Below are 19,576 nucleotides of genomic sequence, written 5' to 3' on the forward strand. Positions count from 1 at the left end.
AAATTAATAACCGGCATTTTGTGGCAGGCTTTTATTCAGATCTCTTTCTTTTTGTGGTATTGGCCAGAGATAATCTCTGCCGGCGTTAAAGGATCTTGTCTCTACCTTGATATGCTCTCCGGTGAGGGTAAGTTTACCGGTAGCGGCATCCACAGTGCCAAGACGCGTACCGTATACAACGCCTGATCTTACAGCCGGACCAATCTGCCAACGTTGTACATCAAACCAGCGGAGGCCTTCCAGCGCCAGTTCTACCCTGCGTTCGCGTCTAACCAAGGTACGTAATTTATCCAGTGAATTGTAAACATTTCTGTCTACCACCGGCATACCTGCACGGGTTCTGATAGCATCTAATGCACTGTATACGGAGTTGTCCATGATACCGGATTCGATTTGTGCTTCTGCATAGGTGAGCAATACTTCTGCATAACGAATCACAATCGTATTCATTCCTGTGTTCCATATATCAGTAAAATCTGATAAGTTGGAGGTGAATTTTTTCTCTATATAACCGGTCGGGGAGTTATTATTGCCGTTATAATAATCCGGGGCATTGGCTTCGATAGAGTTATAGTATTTACCTTCATATTTCAGACCAGGATAAACGATGCTGGCAGATAAACGGGGATCCCTGTTGCTGTACGGATCGTTTTCACTGTAGCCAGAAGCAGGATCATTGATCGTTTTACCATTGGTCATTTCGTAAGCGTCTACCAATGATTGTGTTGGACTAAGGGATGACCAGCCGCCGAAGCTGGAAGAAGGCATGATACCCATATCGCCATTGGGTTGATCATTGGCTTTATATTGAATATCCAGTATTACTTCACTGTTGTTTTTATTGGCTATGCGGAACAGGTCCTGGTAGCTGGGGAAGAGCGTATAGCCTAATCCCATGATCTTTTTACAGTCAGCAATACAATCTGCATATTTCTTATCATATAGTTCCATTCTGGCTTTCAGGGAAAGTGCAGCACCCTGTGTAACACGTCCTACGTCGCTACCGCTGTAGCTTGCAGGAAGGTCCGTGGCGATGGCTGCAAGTTCATCGGTTACAAATTTGCGCACATCCGCAGCCGGTGTTCTGGTAACAGTCGCTGCTTCGGCCGGAGTAAGGCTTTTGATTACCAGTGGTACATCTCCGTAGAGCTGAGACATGATGAAATACTGATAGGCCCTTAAAAACCGGGCTTCTCCCTTGTATTGTGCTTTCAATTTATCCGCCATTGTTACACGGTCAATGTTTGCCAGGAACCAGTTACATTTCTGGATGGTGGTATAATCCCATCTGCTGGCGGTATTGAGATCTGAAGGGTTAGCTGTGCCGTTACCCAAATGCTGGTAATTATCCCAATAAAACTGGCTGTAGCTATTATCACTTACTGCATCCAGGTAAATGATATTATAATCACTTTCCCAGCCAGCGTAGCAACCATTCAATGCTGCGGAGGCATCCGATTGTGATGACCAGAGTGATCCGTTACTATAGGCATCTGTTGGATTTTTATTAAGAAAATCTTTCTGACAGGCTGATTCCAGCAGAGAGGAGAAGAGTAATATATATAGTATGTTCCTTTTCATGATCAAGTTTCTTATCGTTTAAAAACTAACATTTACACCGAGTGTGTTCACTTTTACCTGCGGGTAGTAGTAAATACTGCTTGTATTGGGCGCTTCAGGATCTATCCATTTATACAGGTGGTCAAAAGTGAGGATGTTTTGTCCGCTGTAATAAAAGCGCACTTTAGTCAGTCCTATTCTTTTTACCAGGCTTTCCGGCAGGGTATAGCCTATCTGTAAATTTTTAAGGCGCAGATAAGATCCGTCTTTCACCCAAAAGGAAGATGGTGTACCATTGGGATCATTCTGCATATTACTGTACCAGATACGTGGTAAAGCAGCATTGGTATGTTCAGGTGTCCAGGTGTCCAGTAAAGCAGAAGTAGGTTTTCCTACGGAGCCGCCAACAGCACCCAGTTTACCGGCATCGATGTAGGTTTTTACACCCGTCGCACCCTGTAGGAATACACTGATATCAAAGTTCTTCCAGGCACCACTTAGATTGAGGCCAAAAGTTACTTTTGGAAAATAATTTCCCAGGTATTGTTTGTCGGCACTATTAATGGTGTCATTACCATCCTTATCCTTGTATTTAATATCGCCTGGGGCAGTATTTACAGACTGGTACGGAGATTTCGCTATCTCCTCTTTCGACTGGAAGATACCATCAGCTATATAACCGTATAAAGAGTTGATAGGATAACCTTCCTGTTGAAACGTATAGCCGTTAATGATAGGACCTGTTCCTGCCAGATTGGTTATTTCAGTTTTGATGATGGAAGTATTGAAGGCAACGTTGTAAGAAAAATCACCTTTGCGGTTATTGTAACCAAGTGCAAATTCCCAACCCTTATTGACTACTGCACCGGCGTTCTGCACCGGGGCATTTAATCCGTAAGGAGCACTAACGGGAGGCGACATCAAAATGTTTGTGGTGTTTTTATGGAAATAATCTGCAGAGAAATTAATTTTTCCATTTAAAAAACTTGCGTCAATACCTGCGCCGGTTTCTGTAGTGGTTTCCCATTTGATATTCGGATTAGCTCCGTTTACTGGTGCCAAACCTGTAGCAATTACTGGTGAAGTACCACCAAATATGTAGTTCTGACCGACGGAACTAACGGTGGGAATATATGGATAGTAAGGGAAGGTAGGCTGCCCGTCAGGATCAATAGTTTTCACATTCTGGTTACCCAATTGTCCCCAGGAAGCTCTTAATTTAAGATTGGAAACATAATCCTTTGCAGGCGCGAAGAAGTCTTCTCTGTCTATGTTCCAGCCTGCAGAGAAAGAAGGGAACAAGCCCCATCTGTTATCAGCTGAAAAACGGCTGGCACCATCGTACCGGAGGTTGGCCTCAAACAGGTATTTGCCATCATAATCATAATTCAGTCGTCCGAAATAGGATTGCAGCCCTAATTCATAAGTATATCCTTTTGCTGTTTGTCCATCTGTAAAACCGAGGTTCATATCTGTTAACAGATTATTCAGGAAGCCTTTCCGGAAGCCGGCATCAAAGGTACCTTTGGTATGTTCCTGTGAATAACCGCCCAGTATTTTGAAGTTATGTTTGCTGAATGATTTGGTGTATTCCAGCAATGCCTGTGGTGTAAGTACGTTGGAAAAAGCATTTTCATCAGTGATGGAAGAAGGGCCCTGGTAGAATGATTTGTTGCCACCCGCATCGTAATACTGCTGATCCGCTATAAACTTCTTATTGTGGTTTATCTTCATTACATAGGCCAGGGATGGTTTGAAATGTAATCCTTTTATGATTTCCCAGTCTGCGCCCACATTACCTATGAGGTCGTAAGAAGCGTATTGACCAAGACTTGCTCCTTCCAGCCATGCCATAGGATTACCATCCGCTACAGCTCCATAATTACCGTTGGCATATTTATATGGAACAGTAGAAGAGATACGGTTGGCCAGTCTTACTAATTGTGTGAATTCATTGGTATATGGATTACTGGGTTCTCTTTTACCGGTAGAGGTGAATCCTATATTGGCATTTACATGCAGGTTATCCCTTACTGCAGAAGTAAGATTGAGACGCGTGGTATAGCGGGTGGCATTGGTTTTCTTTACAATACCATTTTCATCAAATAAGCCTAATGATAAATTATACTGTGTTTTTTCATTACCACCAGATAAGCCCAGGTAATGATTTTGCTGAATGCCGCTGCCTTTATAAAATAAGCCAAGCCAGTCAGTATTAGGGTAGTTATACGGATCAGAACCATCTTTAAATTTCTGGATTTCTGCATCTGTATATCGGGCGGTTTTGCCTTCATTTATTCTTGCCTGGTTATACAACGTAGCTGCCTGCCAGGAAGGTAAAAAATCAGGTAACCCGGTAGCTTTTTGTTTACCTGCATAAGCATTGTAGGTCACCTGTACACCACCTTTTTTACCTTGTTTGGTTGTAATGAGAATGACACCATTTGCTGCACGTGAGCCGTATATAGCTGCGGATGCTGCATCTTTCAGCACAGACATGCTGGCAACGTCGTCCGGGTTAATATTATTCAGATTGCCCAGCGGGGTGATAACGCCGTCGATTACAATAACCGGGTCGGCATTATTTAAGGTACCAATACCTCTGATACGGATCTGAGCAGCATCAGCACCTGGCTGTCCGCTGCTTCCTGCTGTGACAGTTACGCCGGGCATGGTTCCCTGCAACGCATTACCCAGGCTGGTGGCAGGTCTGTTGGCTAATTCCTTGCTGCCGATAGTAGCTACAGCACCAGTAAGGTTAGCTTTTTTCTGTACACCGTAACCTACTACTACAAATTGTTTCAGGGCACTTACATCTCCTTTCAGTGTGATATTGATCTGTGTTCGTCCTGCTACTTTAATTTCCATGCTTTCGTATCCGATACTGGTTACCAGCAGCACAGCATCATCAGCTGCACCGGTGAATTGAAATGTACCGTTTGCATTGGTAATAGCACCTTTTGTGGTACCCTTTACCACCACAGAAACGCCTGGAATCGGGGCACCGTTTTCATCGGTTATCTTACCGGCAATAGTAATGGGAGGAGGCGTGTTGGACACTGTTATTTCTACCGGCTTTTCATTTTTTGTAATAAAAATGGTATTGCCCTGAATGTCAAAACTTAATCCCTGCTCCCGCAATGCCATTTCCATCGCCACTTGTGGGGTAGCGTTTTTGAGATGTACAGAAACGGGATGGCTGCTTTTTAAATCTTCTTTATCATAGAAGAAAACATATCCCGTTTGCGCTTTGATGGTATTTAATACTTTCTGTAAAGGGACAGCGTTTGCCGAATAGGTCACTGTTTGTGCAGCGCCTTTAGCACTAACCTGTAGCGCGGCAATGAGTAGAATAAACGAAGTTAGCTTCATAACTAACAGAATTTTGGATGGTAGCTCCGCATATTTCCAATATTTGCGGGTACCGGAATTACAAATAGCATTTACTTGCATACTTTTGCAATGTTTGGTTGAATTAATAAATAGTGTTTACTGACTTGTTTGTTGATTAAACTGAATCAAAGCCGGGGTAGGACGCCAATCTTTATCCCCGGTTTTTGTTTAATGTGCATAGGAGACCTGTGGTCTATTGTGAAAGCCTTATTTTATTCATTGTTCTTATATTTTCATTGTTCATAACTATGGCTGGATAATAATCCTGTTGCCATTTTCAATTCTATATTTAATCCTTGTTTTACTTAAACCCTTTAGTACCTGCGAGAGGGTAAGGCTCCTGCCAATTTCTCCGGTAAATTCCCGTTGAGGAATAGCTCCCTCATATTTTACTTCTACATTATACCAACGTGCCAGTTGCCGCATAACAGCAGGCAGGTCTGCATTTTCAAAGGAAAAAAATCCTTCCTTCCAGGCAATGCTTTCCAGTAAATTAACATCGTTAATTACCTGGATGCGGGATGACTGTGGTGTCACCCTGGCTTGCTGACCTGGTTTAAGTGTTAGTTGCTGGTTATTTGCATGGATACGCACAGCACCTTCTAACAGCGTGGTGCTGATTGCTGCCTCATCTTTATAGGCATTAATATTAAAGTTCGTGCCCAGTACTTCTATGGCTGTATTACCGGCTTTTACCCTGAAAGGCATTTTTTCATTCTTTGCCACTTCAAAGTAAGCTTCACCGGTAATGGAAACGCTTCTTTCATTTCCGGTGAATGCTGTTGGGTAGGTGATGGATGATCCGGCATTGAGCCAAACAGCAGATCCGTCAGGTAAAATAAGTTTGAATTGTCCGCCCAGTGGAGTGCTCATCGTATTATACAATACTTTCTCTTCTGTTCCGCCGGATTCATCATAAGCCAGTTGTCCATTGGCCAGCTTAGTGATCTTTGTATTGCCTTGTTGGGCCAGCAGGCCATTGGTGGCGCTGTCCAGGGTTATCTGTGATCCGTCGGCCAGTGTCAGGATGGCTTTATTGCTGCCCGGAGCGATATCTTGTATGGGTAACGACGCTATTATGGCGGGCTGCTGGTGTTGTTGCAACAGGAAGTAAGCACCGGTAGCAGCCAGGAAAATTGTGCAGGCAGCTGCCCACCATTTCCATGGTACAAAACGAATGCGTCGTCCGTAAACGGTAGGTTCGGCTGGTATTTGTTTATCCGTTGCCAGTATTTCTTTTACTGCTGCCTGCCAGTATGCCTGGTCATATACATCAGTGTCCATTGCAGGACCGGCTGATGCGTGGAAGGCATCTATCTGCGCAATGATTTCACCGGAATCATCGCCCTGAATCATTGACAGCAGCTCCTGGTATTCGGCACTGTCAGCCTGGCGCTGACGCGCCCGCGTTAATAAGTATTTCAGTCTTTCGGTATCTGGCAATGACGTGGTTTTAATAGATCCGGTATACAGTTGATAACGTTGGAACGACTGCCTCCCTCAGGAAGGCCGCTGCATATACGTACCGCCACCGGACAAATAGTACCTATTGACCTGAAAAAAAATTTAAGAAAAATATAACAGGTAGCTGAACAACAGCATTAACGGGAGAATAATACCATGTCCGATAAGGTATTCCCTGATGGATTTAAGTGAGCGGACCAGCGAATTTTTAACGGTTTGCGGAGATAATTCCAGCTGACTGGCGATTTCTGCAATCTTCAGCTCTGTTTCCCGGCTAAGCAGGTAAATCTTTTTGGCCTGTGGTGGTAATTGATGAATGGCTTGTCTCACCAGCCCTGCCGTCTCGGAAAAGGAGAGGTTCTCTTCTGTGAGGTTGGAATAGTCGGGGTTTTCCCGGGTAATGATATTACTGGCTTTATTTCTGACCCCCTGTCTTTGCAACCAGGTATAACAGCGATGGTACACCATCTTAAAGATCCAGTTATGGGGTGCTACCACCTCAATGAGCTTTTCACGACTCATCCATATACCCAGGAATATTTCCTGGATAATGTCTTTCTCAGGCCCTTCTACCTGGATGATCCGGGCAATAACAGGCTTTATCTTAGGAACATACAGATGGAATAATGCCTCAAATGCAGATTCATCCCCCTGCGCAATTTGGTGGAAAAGCGCCGTTTCATGTCCTGTATTATTATGCATCCCCTTTAAGTCCTGTTCACTCACAATCAAATACTCTTTGATTACCGGAAGTTTATAAATAAAAAATCGGAATACCGGTAAATACCGGGGCTGTAAAGTACAAAAAATATAGTAGCCAGTGAAAACAGCAGCTAAAAGCGATCAGCTAAAGATTAAAACAGATGATATTGTTTATCATTCATTGACACTTTTATTACCCTGGAAGAATTGAAAAAAGAGATGATGAAAGAAATAAGTAGCTTACCGCACAATTGCTGCTATTACTACTTCCCGGAAGTTCCTGCTCACCGGAACCTGGTGTTTCCTGATATGCAAAAGGTTGCCCTCAATACGCTCTACTTTATCCAGCGCTGCAATGTAAGATTTGTGTGTTTGCATGAACTGACGCGCAGGCAGCTTTTCCAGGAAAGATCTAAGGGTCGCATGGGTGATCACTTTTCTATCTTCCAGGTGAATAATCACATAATTTTCCAATCCCTCTATAAATAAAATGTTGGAGAAGATGATCTTTTCTAATTTACCATCTGCCTTAACAAACAGGTAGGATGCTTCCGGTGCCTGTTCCCGCTTGCTTTGGAAGTATTCATAAGCTTTGTTGGACGCTTTTAAAAAGCGCTCAAAAGAGATGGGTTTGAGCAGGTAATCCAATATATCCAGTTCAAAGCCGCGGATGGCATATTGTTCAAAGGCAGTTGTAAAGACAACCTTAGGCGGTTCCCGCAATGTGCTTAAAAATTCGATGCCACTTATATGCGGCATCTGGATATCCAGGAATAGCAAGTCTACGGGTTGCTGTTGCAATTGCCGGCCCAGTTGCAGACCATCCTCGCAAACGCTTTTGAGTTCCAGAAAATCCACTTTTTCTACGTACCCCTGTAACCCTTTCCTGGCAAAGGGTTCGTCATCGGTGATAATACAGCTAATTTTAGGATGCGTCATTTGTTATTTCCAATTGAAGTGCTGCAATAAATAAATGATCCTGCCGGCTGGCTGTAAACCGGTGTTTACCGGGATACAGCAGTTGCAGTCTTCGTTGTAAGTTTTCGAGCCCGATGCCTGCTCCATTTTCCTTTACAGGTATCATGGCGTGCAATGAATTGCTGACAGCCAGGATGATATCATTCCCCTGCAGCGCTAATTTAATGTGTAGCTGGTAATCGCCCCCCACATATTTAAAAGCATTTTCGATCAGGGGCAAAAATAGTAAAGGATATACGCGTTGCTGCTGTAGCCTGTCATCTATCTCCACTGCCAGCGCTAATTGTGTACTGCTTCTTATTTTTTGTATGTCTACATAATTATTTAAGTAATCTATTTCCTGGATGACCGGCACCTGTTGTTGCTGGTCATATAGCTGATAGCGCAGCAACTCAGAGAATTTTTCCAATGTCTTTTTTGCGCCATCCACATCTTCATCCATCTGGAAATAAACCGTATTGATGGCATTAAATAAAAAGTGCGGGTGGTATTGTGCTTTCAGGAATTTAAGTTCTGTTTCAAGCTGTTCATTTGTGACCCTTTCCAGTTGTATCCTGTTATCTACATAAGCGTTCAGGAATTGGCTACTACGAGCGATACCGTAATAAATGACCGCATACAGCATCGGGATTACATTAATGTCCGCCAGATCTCCCCATGACAGGCCGTCATCTGTGAGGGCAGCCATGGGGGTAAAGACCAGGTTCTGCAGCGCTAAATTTATCAGTATCAGCCATCCCAGCTCTTTAACAATCCTGCCATAGTATATATTTAATACCTGTTGTTGCCGGTCAAAGTACCGCAATAAGCGTGTAAAAAGAAAAATTTCTACGTAACCAATAAATATGCTAATAGCTATCTCCAGGGCATTTAAAGTCCAGGGGCGCTCCCAGAACTTTATCTGGGCTACACTGTCATTCAGCAGCCTTATGGTCAGGTAAACTGTTAATCCATAAATGGCCGGGAAAATAAATTTCATGAAAAATTTCATAGCCTTAAATTACACATTTCAGGTAGAAAGAACGACAGGTTGATGCACATCTTCCGGTTGCCTTACGGTACGCCGGGCTGTTTTTTCTTTTGGCTTCATCCCAAAGAGGAACCGGGTAAGGGCATAAGGCCTTATAAACAGGTGATAGATGCCCATTGTTATAAAGAATGTCACCACTACGGTAAATAAGTATTTGGATAAAATGCTTTCATTGGGCACCCGCACAATGTAATAAACCAGTATCACAATTACCGTTTGATGCAAAATATAGAAAGGATATACCGCCTGATTCAGGTAGCCAAGTACTTTGTGAGGGCGGTTCAGGTACCTTTTTCCATAACCTACCAGCGCTAATACCCAGCTCCAGCCTATGAGTGATCTTAACATCCTGAGCGTATATAAAGTATATGTTTTTAGTGTCGGATCTGTAAAGAATCTGAGCTCATGATCGTTCCATTGCAGATAATTGATCAGTAACAAACTTACAAAACCAATTGTCAGTGCAAAACGGCGGTTGCGTTCTAAACTATCCAGCAGCTTTGGTTGTGCCACACAAATAAACCCTGCTAATAAAAAGAACAGCCAATAAAAAAAGTAACAACCATCATGCACAAGATCATTTGTTTCAGGGAATTGCCTGCTAAGTAATGTGTACCACACAATACCAGGGAGCATCAGCCAGTAAATCCGTTTGCCCCGCGCGAGTGCCACTAATTTTTCCTTAAACTGTATGCTTTTGGGTGATGCTACCCAGGCAAAGAACGGTGCCAGCAGCAAGTCGTAGAGGAACATGTATAAGATGAACCACAGGTGATGCCAGCTGAAGTTGCCTTTGGGATAAGGTACAAATTCCAATACCCTGGGATAAAACTGCCAGAAATTACCGTGAAAATTTTGTGTAAGCCGTTCCATATAAACCTGGGGAGGAACAATAACAAACATGCAAAACACCAACGGAATAAAAAGCCTTCTGCATCTTAAACCGATGAAAGACCACCCTGACCTGTGTTGCATCATATAGTAACTAACTGTTCCCGAAACAAAGAAAAGGAGCGGCATGCGGAATAAATGCATAAAATGATTAAATACCCCTATGAGATCACTGGTTTCGTGATTTTTAATATGCCAATCATCCTCAGCAACAAAGGGCATAGCAGAATGAAAGAATAATACTCCCAGAATCGAAAATATTCTTAGCCAGTCGAGGTAAATTTGGCGTTTGGTTGTTTCCATGGCGCTTTTTTATGTAAAGAAAGCAGACCTGCCCGGCCCGGAAAAAGGTTTTTGACAACAAGCAGCATTTCTGTGACCACGGGAATTTTTGAAGGTATCGTAAGCTGTTATAAACCCCGAAAGCCACTTTCCCAATAGGTTAGAGAATTTTCTCTAACCTATTGGGAAAGTGGCAATGATAGGCGGATTATCCAATTCATTTCTCGACTCAAAATGGCTCCTTACTTTATCACTAATCTCTTTATAGCCATAATAGCGCCTACATGCAATCTAATATTTTACGTAGTCTTTATTTGCTGTAATTTTCTGAAAATTACAGTGTGTAAAAACAATATTGTCGCCGGGGCAAATGCAGGGAACCACACAAATGGGAATATTGTCATTTCCAGAGCTCCACGCTCACCACTGCTGATGGATTTTATTGTAGTAATAACCGCAATAATAAGCAGCGAAACAATGTCCAGTATTCCAAAAATGTTCCAGGCATAAACTGCTTTTATGCTCCATGATTTCCCTTTTGAAACCATTTTGGCTAGAGGCAAAGCCAGAAGCGCCGTAATAATATCCCCTATTCCTGATGAAAAAGCAAGTCCGGCAGGAAGCAAGTGATAGCAATAAAGAATAATGAAGAACGCGCCAACAAGCCGAAATACATGAATAGCGATCAGGGATTCCAATGTAATTGACCGGAGTAATTTTTTGAATAATCTTGTATTTCCGATAATTACAAATAGTATAATAGCCAATGGTATAGTAGTAAAAACAACTATTTTAGGCGGTATTGAGTTGATGTAAAACACACCTTTTAAAGATAATATTGAAACATAAGCGAAGTAAATGATATAAAAACCAAAAATACTGAATTGGATATTTCTTGATCTGTCCGCAGTCATACCGGCGTTGAGGGCCGCCTGTTTTACCGGGTTTGCGATGAGCGCAATACAATAGAGAAAACTTGGGATGAATAGAACTATAACCCATAGGGGTATAGTTGATATGTAGCTTGCCATTTTATTTGTTGATTTAATTGATAGGACAAAGATAAATCAACTATCCTGGCTTATACTTAGCAAATGGCAAGAAATGAGATGGGCTATTTTTTCATAAATTCTTTTCTTATCCTGCTTAATGAGGTATCGGTTATACCCAGGTAAGTGGCAATGTGTTTTAAAGGCGCATTTTGAAGGATCTCAGGGTTCGAATTAATCAGATCGCCGTAACGCTGTTCTGCGGTTTCATGCAACATTGACAACATTCTTTGTTTCAGTATACCGAACTGGTTAATGATGTTTAACCGTCCAAATTCACGAAACTCAGGGATTGTGTGGAAGTTTGTCTGCATATCCTCATAAGTAATATACCACGTTTCGCAATCTGTTAATGCCTGGATATATTCTTTTGAAGGTATCCTTTTAAAGAATGATAGAAGATCACTGGCTTGAATTTTTTTTGAATAAAATGCGGTTGTTACATCATTGCCTTCAAGATCATAAGTGTATGACCTCATAATACCTTCTTCAATGAAATGAGACTCGTTACAAACGGCGCCTTCTTTCAATAAATACTCGTTCCTGGCAATTTTCCTCTCCTTAAATTTCTCCACTAACTGTTCGGCTTTGCCGGTACTCATTGGCAATACATTTTGAACAAACTGAATTAAATGATCCTTATTCATATGTCAATTTATGATGCCTCTCTTTATTAATTAAACTATCATACAAGGCGATAAAAGTAATAAACGCTGTCAAACTTACGGATTAAAGCTTGTTCTGAGTACATTAGTGTCCCGAAGCGATCAAAATGTCAAAGAACTTTTATATAATCAATTGCAAATCTGGTAGTTTAAACGGGACGCTACTGATTCAGTATAATTAATAAACCAAGCACATGAAAAAGAATTCTTCTATCCAGGAACTCCTCGGCCAAACCGATATTTACCTCATTGACCAGATCATGAAAGGCCGCTACGATTTTGATCATAAAATCCTTGATGCAGGCTGCGGTACGGGTAGGAATATGCATTGGTTTTTACTGAATAATATGGATATCCATGGGGTTGATCTGAATGAGGGTGCTATCAACAGCATTAAAATTAAGTATCCCCATTTTTTGGATAACCATCTGCATATAGCTGCTGTAGAAAAAATGCCATTTCACGATCATCACTTTGATCATGTAATTAGTAGCGCTGTACTTCATTTTGCCAATTCTACCCTACAATTTCAACATATGCTCGCTGAAATGGTCCGTGTATTAAAAAATGGGGGCACTGTGTTTATTAGAATGACTTCCAATATTGGTATAGAAGACAAAGTAGCATTGATAGCAGATGGTGTTTATCAAATACCAGATGGTACAAAACGTTTTCTTTTGACCCGATCATTGCTGCATGATTGTATGCAGCAGCTCCACTTATCATTTATAGACCCTTTGAAAACAGTAAATGTGGATGATATCCGTTGTATGAGTACGCTGGTATTACAAAAGCATTAAAGTCTTTCCAATATCACCGGTTTGCCGCGCCTCACCTCATTTTTATAAATAAAGAAAGCAAGATTCGGGTTTTATAGGAGCAGGAGTGAAAATATCTTTGCCAACAGAGATCATGCTTATGATACATCATATAAAATTAGGAAACACACAGGAGGAGCGGAGAAAGGTACTGAGAACAATGATCAGAGGGGGAGCCGTTTGCCTTGGCGGCTACAAAAAAGCAAAAATATATGGACTACTGCGCTGTACCTCCGGCATGCGGATGAAGGCAGAGCATCGTGTTTTTTTCAGGGATGAAGAGGAAGCTATTAAAGAAGGTTATCGTCCCTGCGGGCATTGCCTGCCGGAAAAATATAAATTATGGAAGGCTGGTCTGGCATGGGCAGGGAATGTACAACCACATAAAAACTAGTATCATGGAAAATATAAGAGAACGCCTGGATAATAAAAATTGGGCGGCAATAACAGAGGATCTCCATCAGCAGGGTTATACCATCGTTAAAAATGTGCTGGATAAAACAACGTGTGAGGAGTTGATAGCAGCGTATAATGCAGATGGCACCTATCGTAAAACCATCAGCATGGAACGTTATCGTTTTGGTATGGGAGAATACAAATATTTCCAATACCCTTTGCCAGACTTGATTACAGACATCCGGGAAGCCGTGTATGCTAAAATTGCACCAGTGGCTAATACGTGGATGTCGGCGCTGAATATAGCCACGCGCTTTCCACCAACACATAAAGAAATGACAAGGCTTTGTCATGATAATGGGCAAACCAAACCTACTATATTGATCCTGAAATACGGAGCCGGTGGCTTCAATACCCTGCACCAGGATTTGTATGGAGATATTTATTTTCCGATGCAACTGGTACTTTTCCTGAATGAGCCGGAGGAAGATTATACTGGTGGTGAATTTGTACTCACAGAGCAGATACCCAGGGCACAATCAAAGGCGAATGTGTTGAAACCCAGGCGTGGTGATATGTTGCTGTTCACAACAAATTTCCGGCCGGTGAAGGGTACCAAAGGATATTACAGGGTAAATATGAAACACGGTGTAAGCCCATTGCATAGTGGTCAGCGCCATACTTTAGGTATTATTTTTCATGATGCCCAATCCTGAAAAAATAAAAAATTAAAAAAAGAAAAAAGGATATTCATAACTTAAAGCATGAAAATTTCAGGCTACAATAAATTATAATCAACCTAAGCCTGGATTAATTATTTTAATTTATGTCCTTTCAGAAAAAGATTGCCGGCGCTGCTTTACATGATAAGATCGCCTCACTGGATCATTTGCGCGCACTGGCTATTATCCTTGTTTTTATATTCCATTACCGCATGTTTAAACACCCTGAATGGGTGGATACTATTGGTCATTTCGGATGGACAGGTGTTGATCTCTTTTTTGTATTGAGTGGATACTTAATTGCGGGACAGCTGTTCCGGACAATAGCAAAAGGGAAGGCAATAGATCTGAAAACGTTTTTCCTTAAACGTTTTTTTAGAATAATACCTGTATACCTGGTGGTACTGTCGTTGTATTTTTTTATTCCTGCATTCAGGGAAAGGGAAGCGCTGTCGCCGCTATGGAAATTTTTAACCTTTACGCAGAACTTCGGACTGGATCTTAGCCATCATGGCACTTTTTCGCATGCCTGGTCTCTTTGTATAGAAGAGCAGTTCTATCTGTTATTGCCATTCCTGGTAACTGGTTTTGTTTATTTTAAGGCGGGCAAAAAAGGGTTTTATCTGGTAGTATTGTTGTTCCTGGCTGGTTTTGCCATACGGCTGATCAGCTGGAATAAGTGGGTAGTGGATGCCAACGACTTCGTGATGGCATGGTATCAATGGATTTATTATCCTACGTATTGCAGACTGGATGGCCTGTTGACAGGAGTGTCTGTTGCCGGCCTGTATCAGTTCTTCCCGCATATTAAAAACATTGTCAGTAAATATGGAAACTGGTGGTTGTTGGCCGGACTGGCACTCCTCACAGTCGCTTACTTTTTATGTGATAATCCTTATTCGTTTGGTGCCACTATTTTTGGGTTTCCTTTGGTTGCTATTGGGTATGGGGTAGTATTAGCTGCAGTAGTTTGTCCTGGTTGTATCCTGTATAAATTTAGTTCCCGTATTTCTTCGGGCATTGCCACGTTGTCCTATTCCATCTATCTTTCGCATAAAGGCGTAATACATCTGACTCAGGGGCTGCTTGTAAAATGGGGTATTGAAGGAGATAGTATTATCATGTTTTTATTTTGTGCAGGTGCTGTTGTAATGGCTGCTTTACTGCTGCGTTATACTATTGAAAAACCTTTTCTGCGCCTCAGAGAGAGGATGCTGGACAAGCGTACAACCAGCCATGGAAAAGAATCCGTTGAGATGGTATTAAAAAATACAGCATAATAAAGTCGAATGAAAGAAAATGCTGTATTGATCTTTCATATGGACTAATACAAGCAGGAGAAGCCTTGTTATCCATAAATTGTGGATGGAAAAGCTGAGTTGTCCCGTACTTGTTATTGATGAAGATTTACCTGTAGCAGATAGAAGAAAGCTGATTATTGAGAAAATAGATACAATCGGGTAATTAAACGTTTTTATTGGATGTTAACAGGCCGGTTGTATGGGGCTGACAGAAAATGTGAGCCCTTTCTTACGCTAAACATATTTCATTTATATAAATATATTTTAGCCGTAAGGCCGTATTATCACCTGGATGTAAGATAAATTAGCTATTCTTGCACTATAACTCTAAATCCTATTCATATGAAGCTTGAAATCAAACACCAGCAACGCTATTCTCGTGGAGAATTGTTATTGCGCTCTTTCTTAGGTTTTTTTTATATCATGATCCCGCATGGTTTTTGCCTGGCTTTTGTGGGTATCTGGGCATTTATTCTCTGGATTATTACCTTCATCAAAATTTTGGTTACCGGACAATACCCCAAATCCAATTTTGACTTTTTTATCAAATTCTTTCGCTGGAACCTGCGTGTAAATGCACGTGCACTGAACCTTTCAGACGGATACCCGGCTTTCGGTCTTGATGCCGCTGATGATAATACGACTTTTGAAATGCCTTATACAGAAAATGTAAGCCGGGGGCATGCAGCACTGGTTTTTTTCCTGGGATGTTTCCTGCTGATCCCTCAGATATTTTGCCTCTATTTCGTCGCAATCGGGGCTATGTTCGTCATGCTCTTCGCATGGTTTGCAGTACTGTTTACCGGTGAATACCCTGCTGGTATGCATGATTACATGGTAAAATATCTCCGGTGGTCGATGCGTCTTAGTACATACCTGCATTTCATGATTCAGTCTTATCCTCCTTTCAACGGCCGGCCGGATGAAGGTGATGAACAGGACACCATTGATAAGATAGGTCTTACCGCAGCATAATAACCAATATTTATAAAATAAAATGGGACTGACTCTTTTGAGTCAGTCCCATTTTATTTTGTAGAAAAGGTCTGCTATGTAGTTTTAATTATTACACTAAAAGTGACCACTTTTTTGTAATACATCTTTAGCTTTTCTCATTGATGAAATTTCCGTCGTTATCAAAAAACAAACGTTTTTTATCGCTGCCTTTATGGATACCAACTTCAATTTTCTGCGCTGTTTTATCAGGACGGATAGTTTTTTTAATTTTATCTGAGTCAATTAAATATCCTTTGTAATTAGTAACAATGTAAGTAGATACTTTACGTGGCAAACGGGAGTTTACCAGCAACTCTTTTGCTTCTACCAGATTGCCTGCATCATTATAGGTAGCCTGTAAATTGCCGCCGTTTTTACCGGTAATATTTAACACGTATAAGTCAATGTCATCCTGACTTACCTGGGAAAGATCATTTTCAGAAACAGCCCAATTGGATTTGTAAGTTTTCAGCGGCATTTTAAGTACCTGCTTTAAAGTCATATGGGGAAACGCTTTCTTTGATTTACCAGCCGCAGTTAGAGCTACTGGAATATTTACGGGCCAATGGCTTCAAAACATTTATATGCTCCGGCGGAACAGTAGAATTAATGCGGGTCATCTCACAAAAATATTATGGTATTCCTCCCGAACAGGTAATAGGGACTGAATTTAAGTATAAGTATGTAGATAGTACAGGTATTAATGATATCATGCGACTGAGCGGACTAAGAACATTTAACGATAAGCAGGAGAAACCTGTAAATATCCAATACCACATCGGTAAGCGGCCCATATTAGCATGTGGTAATGAAGGAGGGGCGGGAGATGTATACATGTTGCGTTTTTCGCAGGGCAACAAATATCCTTCCTTACAGTTGATCGTTAATCACGATGATAGCGCACGTGAATTTTATTATCAGGAAACAGATAACCGTTCTCTTGGTTTAGCCCGTAAATATAACTGGACAATCATCAGTATGAAGGATGACTGGAAAACAGTATTTGTGAAGTGAGTGATTGTTTTTTCAGGTGATGGTTGATACTAATAAACGGGTATCCATTTTTCAAGTGCTGCTTGTTTCCGGCTATTCATTGTAAGTTTTATCTTTCCAATACCACCAGTTTAGTTTTTCTTTTTCATGATGTTGTGCCGATGCAAAATATACAGCACAACGAAAGGTATATAACATGCAGATATCATGTTTCACGCCTGTAATAGTATTCAGTCTGTCATAGAGGATAGCAGGGTTTTGCCCTTTCAGATCCGGAATACTTCTGATTCCGATGTTCCAGAGATCAATAGCACAGGCTTTCCCTATACCTGGAATAATTTGGAGTTGTTTTAAAACAGTCTGTTTATCGGCGGTATTTTTATCCATCAGATAAATGTTTATTTTTTAAAAAAGTTTAAAGCCTGCTGATATAAGGTTGCCACAGGGGCAGGTTGCATCACTTTCATTATTTAGCGCATTTTACTAAAATTTAATCACTTATTTCCCTAGATTTGTTTTTTATAACATTTCTATATCAACCAAATAAATGCCTTTGTATTCAGCATATGTGAACAATGCTTTATCAGATTCCTTCTAATCAAACGGTATTGAATCCGAATATGGCGCAGAACCCTCTGGCAATAGAAAAATTTAAAACAGTACGCAATGATGATTAAAAAGATGACTGCGCTGGCTCTGCTGGGAACGATGTTGGCTACTACACACATAATTGCACAGCAACGTCCTAACATTGTCTTTATCCTGGCGGATGACCTGGGATATGGCGACCTTGGCGTATACGGACAAACAAAGATCAAGACGCCTAATATTGATCGCCTTGCAAGGGAGGGGATGGTATTTACACAGTTCTATGCAGGAACATCCGTATGTGCGCCATCCCGCTCATCGCTGCTTACCGGGCAGCATACAGGCCATACTTTTGTACGCGGCAATAAGGAGATAGCGCCGGAGGGGCAGGAACCCCTGGCCGATACGGTACAGAGTTATGCCACTTTGTTGAAACAGGCCGGTTATGCTACCGGTGCCTTCGGCAAATGGGGACTGGGTATGGTTGGCACTTCCGGCGCACCGGATAAAAAAGGCTTTACTACTTTCTTCGGGTATAACTGCCAGCGGCAGTCGCACCGTTATTATCCCACGCATCTGTGGAATAATAACGAAAAAGTAGAGTTAACGGGAAACGACCTCACACAGAAAAAAGTATATGCGCCTGACCTCATCCAGATAATGGCGCTGGCATTTATCATGGATCATAAAGACAAACCATTCTTCCTCTTTATTCCTACTACACTGCCACACGCAGAACTCCAGGGACCTGACGATGAATATTACAAAATGTATGAGCACAGCTTTGAAGAACATGCCTACAAAGGCAATGATTACGGCCCCGGTGCAAAAGTAGCCGGCTATGCTTCCGTAGAAAAGCCGCGGGCCACCTATGCTGCCATGGTGAGCCGCATGGATGCTTATGTGGGGCAGGTGCTGGACAGGCTGGATGCATTAGGGCTCACAGACAACACCATTGTGATTTTCGCAAGCGATAACGGTGCACATCAGGAAGGGGGAGCAGATCCTCTATTCTTCAATAGCACCGGTGGTCTTCGGGGTTATAAGCGTGACCTGTATGAAGGCGGTATTAAAACACCCTTCATCGTAAAATGGCCAGGCAAAGTGAAGGCGGGTAGCAAGAGTGATTTTGTTGGCGCTTTCTGGGACCTGATGCCCACCTTTACAGAAATAGGTGGTGCTCCCAAGCCACGCTATACTGACGGTATTTCAATAGTGCCAACATTGCTGGGAAAGAAAAAACAGGCCACACATCCGTACCTGTACTGGGAGTTCCATGAAGATGGCGGCCGGCAGGCAGTACGCATGGGCAAATGGAAAGGCATCAGGCAAAATGTAATGAAGGATCACAATGCACCATTAGAGTTATATGATCTTAGCAAAGACCCCGCAGAACAACATAATATCGCAGCAACAAATGCCGGGATAGTTAAGAAGATGAGTGCTTATATGAAAGAAGCACATGTAGAAAGTGACGTGTTTCCTTTAACGGGGAAATAATGTGATAGCAGATAATATTTTTAAAATGATCCCGGTTGCTGTAAAGTGGCCGGGATCATTTTATTTTCCAGAAAAGTTCAACAGTTGGTAGCGATAATTAGCTCTATACTGCATCTCCGTCGCAGTTTCCTCAAACCCGGTTTTTTTCTTTATAAAATAAATATGTATCTTAATATTAGTATTTTGATGAATTATGCAATCGATTGAATAACCTATAAGTTCCCATAACATACACGTAGCATTTAAAA

18 protein-coding genes are annotated in these 19,576 nt (G+C 41.7%); 7 read left to right on the top strand and 11 right to left on the bottom strand.

The window, feature by feature from the left end:
- Positions 1-3 precede the first annotated feature (3 nt).
- The 9 genes from CLV51_RS21625 to CLV51_RS21665 form a co-directional block, all read right to left on the bottom strand.
- The gene (locus CLV51_RS21625) at positions 4-1,581 is read right to left on the bottom strand and encodes a RagB/SusD family nutrient uptake outer membrane protein (RefSeq protein WP_106530179.1); all 1,578 of its coding nucleotides are present in this window, start codon (positions 1,579-1,581) and stop codon (positions 4-6) included.
- 18 nt (positions 1,582-1,599) lie between these two features.
- Positions 1,600-4,932, bottom strand: coding sequence for a TonB-dependent receptor (locus CLV51_RS21630; protein ID WP_158267107.1), 3,333 nt, complete (start codon positions 4,930-4,932; stop codon positions 1,600-1,602).
- A gap of 267 nt (positions 4,933-5,199) precedes the next feature.
- Positions 5,200-6,396: a FecR family protein gene (locus tag CLV51_RS21635; protein ID WP_106530181.1), complete on the bottom strand. Its 1,197-nt coding sequence runs from the start codon at positions 6,394-6,396 to the stop codon at positions 5,200-5,202.
- Between the two features lie 123 nt (positions 6,397-6,519).
- Positions 6,520-7,143, bottom strand: a complete 624-nt coding sequence (locus CLV51_RS21640; RefSeq protein WP_146151349.1) for a sigma-70 family RNA polymerase sigma factor — start codon at positions 7,141-7,143, stop codon at positions 6,520-6,522.
- Between the two features lie 216 nt (positions 7,144-7,359).
- Positions 7,360-8,058: a LytR/AlgR family response regulator transcription factor gene (locus CLV51_RS21645; RefSeq protein WP_106530183.1), complete on the bottom strand. Its 699-nt coding sequence runs from the start codon at positions 8,056-8,058 to the stop codon at positions 7,360-7,362.
- Complete coding sequence (locus CLV51_RS21650) at positions 8,045-9,088, bottom strand: sensor histidine kinase (RefSeq protein WP_106530184.1); 1,044 nt, start codon at positions 9,086-9,088, stop codon at positions 8,045-8,047. The genes CLV51_RS21645 and CLV51_RS21650 overlap by 14 nt, the downstream gene beginning before the upstream one ends.
- A gap of 18 nt (positions 9,089-9,106) precedes the next feature.
- Complete coding sequence (locus CLV51_RS21655) at positions 9,107-10,321, bottom strand: acyltransferase family protein (protein WP_106530185.1); 1,215 nt, start codon at positions 10,319-10,321, stop codon at positions 9,107-9,109.
- Between the two features lie 278 nt (positions 10,322-10,599).
- Positions 10,600-11,331, bottom strand: a complete 732-nt coding sequence (locus CLV51_RS21660; RefSeq protein ID WP_106530186.1) for a hypothetical protein — start codon at positions 11,329-11,331, stop codon at positions 10,600-10,602.
- A gap of 83 nt (positions 11,332-11,414) precedes the next feature.
- Positions 11,415-11,996, bottom strand: coding sequence for a Crp/Fnr family transcriptional regulator (locus CLV51_RS21665; RefSeq protein WP_106530187.1), 582 nt, complete (start codon positions 11,994-11,996; stop codon positions 11,415-11,417).
- A gap of 212 nt (positions 11,997-12,208) precedes the next feature.
- Here CLV51_RS21665 and CLV51_RS21670 point away from each other — a divergent pair, with 212 nt between their 5' ends.
- The 5 genes from CLV51_RS21670 (at position 12,209) to CLV51_RS21690 (ending at position 16,226) form a co-directional block, all read left to right on the top strand.
- Positions 12,209-12,814 carry a class I SAM-dependent methyltransferase gene (locus CLV51_RS21670; protein ID WP_106530188.1) on the top strand — a complete coding sequence of 202 codons (606 nt, stop codon included), beginning with the start codon at positions 12,209-12,211 and terminating at the stop codon, positions 12,812-12,814.
- Positions 12,815-12,932: 118 nt separating this feature from the next.
- Positions 12,933-13,226 (top strand): Ada metal-binding domain-containing protein, encoded by a 294-nt coding sequence (locus CLV51_RS21675; RefSeq protein WP_106530415.1) that lies wholly within the window; start codon positions 12,933-12,935, stop codon positions 13,224-13,226.
- 4 nt (positions 13,227-13,230) lie between these two features.
- Positions 13,231-13,944 carry a 2OG-Fe(II) oxygenase gene (locus CLV51_RS21680; RefSeq protein WP_106530189.1) on the top strand — a complete coding sequence of 238 codons (714 nt, stop codon included), beginning with the start codon at positions 13,231-13,233 and terminating at the stop codon, positions 13,942-13,944.
- A gap of 110 nt (positions 13,945-14,054) precedes the next feature.
- A complete protein-coding gene (locus tag CLV51_RS21685) occupies positions 14,055-15,230 on the top strand; it encodes an acyltransferase family protein (protein WP_106530190.1) in 1,176 nt (391 codons plus the stop codon).
- 363 nt (positions 15,231-15,593) lie between these two features.
- The gene (locus CLV51_RS21690) at positions 15,594-16,226 is read left to right on the top strand and encodes a DUF4389 domain-containing protein (protein ID WP_106530191.1); all 633 of its coding nucleotides are present in this window, start codon (positions 15,594-15,596) and stop codon (positions 16,224-16,226) included.
- Between the two features lie 127 nt (positions 16,227-16,353).
- Here the strand turns inward: CLV51_RS21690 and CLV51_RS21695 are convergent, their stop codons facing one another.
- Complete coding sequence (locus tag CLV51_RS21695; protein ID WP_106530192.1) at positions 16,354-16,749, bottom strand: hypothetical protein; 396 nt, start codon at positions 16,747-16,749, stop codon at positions 16,354-16,356.
- A gap of 17 nt (positions 16,750-16,766) precedes the next feature.
- On the opposite strand from CLV51_RS21695, the gene CLV51_RS21700 reads away from it, so the two are divergent.
- On the top strand, positions 16,767-17,261 hold the full coding sequence (locus CLV51_RS21700; protein WP_106530193.1) for an HAD family hydrolase: 495 nt from the start codon (positions 16,767-16,769) through the stop codon (positions 17,259-17,261).
- Between the two features lie 72 nt (positions 17,262-17,333).
- On the opposite strand, the gene CLV51_RS21705 is transcribed toward CLV51_RS21700, so the two are convergent.
- Complete coding sequence (locus tag CLV51_RS21705; protein WP_106530194.1) at positions 17,334-17,627, bottom strand: helix-hairpin-helix domain-containing protein; 294 nt, start codon at positions 17,625-17,627, stop codon at positions 17,334-17,336.
- Positions 17,628-17,906: 279 nt separating this feature from the next.
- Here CLV51_RS21705 and CLV51_RS21710 point away from each other — a divergent pair, with 279 nt between their 5' ends.
- Positions 17,907-19,328, top strand: coding sequence for an arylsulfatase (locus tag CLV51_RS21710; protein WP_211302079.1), 1,422 nt, complete (start codon positions 17,907-17,909; stop codon positions 19,326-19,328).
- The last annotated feature ends 248 nt before the right edge of the window (positions 19,329-19,576 follow it).

The organism is Chitinophaga niastensis (assembly GCF_003014755.1).
In the GTDB taxonomy this organism is placed as follows: domain Bacteria; phylum Bacteroidota; class Bacteroidia; order Chitinophagales; family Chitinophagaceae; genus Chitinophaga; species Chitinophaga niastensis.

Excerpts from the sequence above, each read along its gene's own strand:
- CLV51_RS21625 (WP_106530179.1), bottom strand. The coding sequence starts at position 1,581 with ATGAAAAGGAACATACTATATATATTACTCTTCTCCTCTCTGCTGGAA.
- CLV51_RS21630 (WP_158267107.1), bottom strand. The coding sequence starts at position 4,932 with ATGAAGCTAACTTCGTTTATTCTACTCATTGCCGCGCTACAGGTTAGT.
- CLV51_RS21645 (WP_106530183.1), bottom strand. The coding sequence starts at position 8,058 with ATGACGCATCCTAAAATTAGCTGTATTATCACCGATGACGAACCCTTT.
- CLV51_RS21650 (WP_106530184.1), bottom strand. The coding sequence starts at position 9,088 with ATGAAATTTTTCATGAAATTTATTTTCCCGGCCATTTATGGATTAACA.
- CLV51_RS21655 (WP_106530185.1), bottom strand. The coding sequence starts at position 10,321 with ATGGAAACAACCAAACGCCAAATTTACCTCGACTGGCTAAGAATATTT.
- CLV51_RS21660 (WP_106530186.1), bottom strand. The coding sequence starts at position 11,331 with ATGGCAAGCTACATATCAACTATACCCCTATGGGTTATAGTTCTATTC.
- CLV51_RS21665 (WP_106530187.1), bottom strand. The coding sequence starts at position 11,996 with ATGAATAAGGATCATTTAATTCAGTTTGTTCAAAATGTATTGCCAATG.
- CLV51_RS21670 (WP_106530188.1), top strand. The coding sequence starts at position 12,209 with ATGAAAAAGAATTCTTCTATCCAGGAACTCCTCGGCCAAACCGATATT.
- CLV51_RS21675 (WP_106530415.1), top strand. The coding sequence starts at position 12,933 with ATGATACATCATATAAAATTAGGAAACACACAGGAGGAGCGGAGAAAG.
- CLV51_RS21680 (WP_106530189.1), top strand. The coding sequence starts at position 13,231 with ATGGAAAATATAAGAGAACGCCTGGATAATAAAAATTGGGCGGCAATA.
- CLV51_RS21685 (WP_106530190.1), top strand. The coding sequence starts at position 14,055 with ATGTCCTTTCAGAAAAAGATTGCCGGCGCTGCTTTACATGATAAGATC.
- CLV51_RS21690 (WP_106530191.1), top strand. The coding sequence starts at position 15,594 with ATGAAGCTTGAAATCAAACACCAGCAACGCTATTCTCGTGGAGAATTG.
- CLV51_RS21695 (WP_106530192.1), bottom strand. The coding sequence starts at position 16,749 with ATGACTTTAAAGCAGGTACTTAAAATGCCGCTGAAAACTTACAAATCC.
- CLV51_RS21705 (WP_106530194.1), bottom strand. The coding sequence starts at position 17,627 with ATGGATAAAAATACCGCCGATAAACAGACTGTTTTAAAACAACTCCAA.
- CLV51_RS21710 (WP_211302079.1), top strand. The coding sequence starts at position 17,907 with ATGATGATTAAAAAGATGACTGCGCTGGCTCTGCTGGGAACGATGTTG.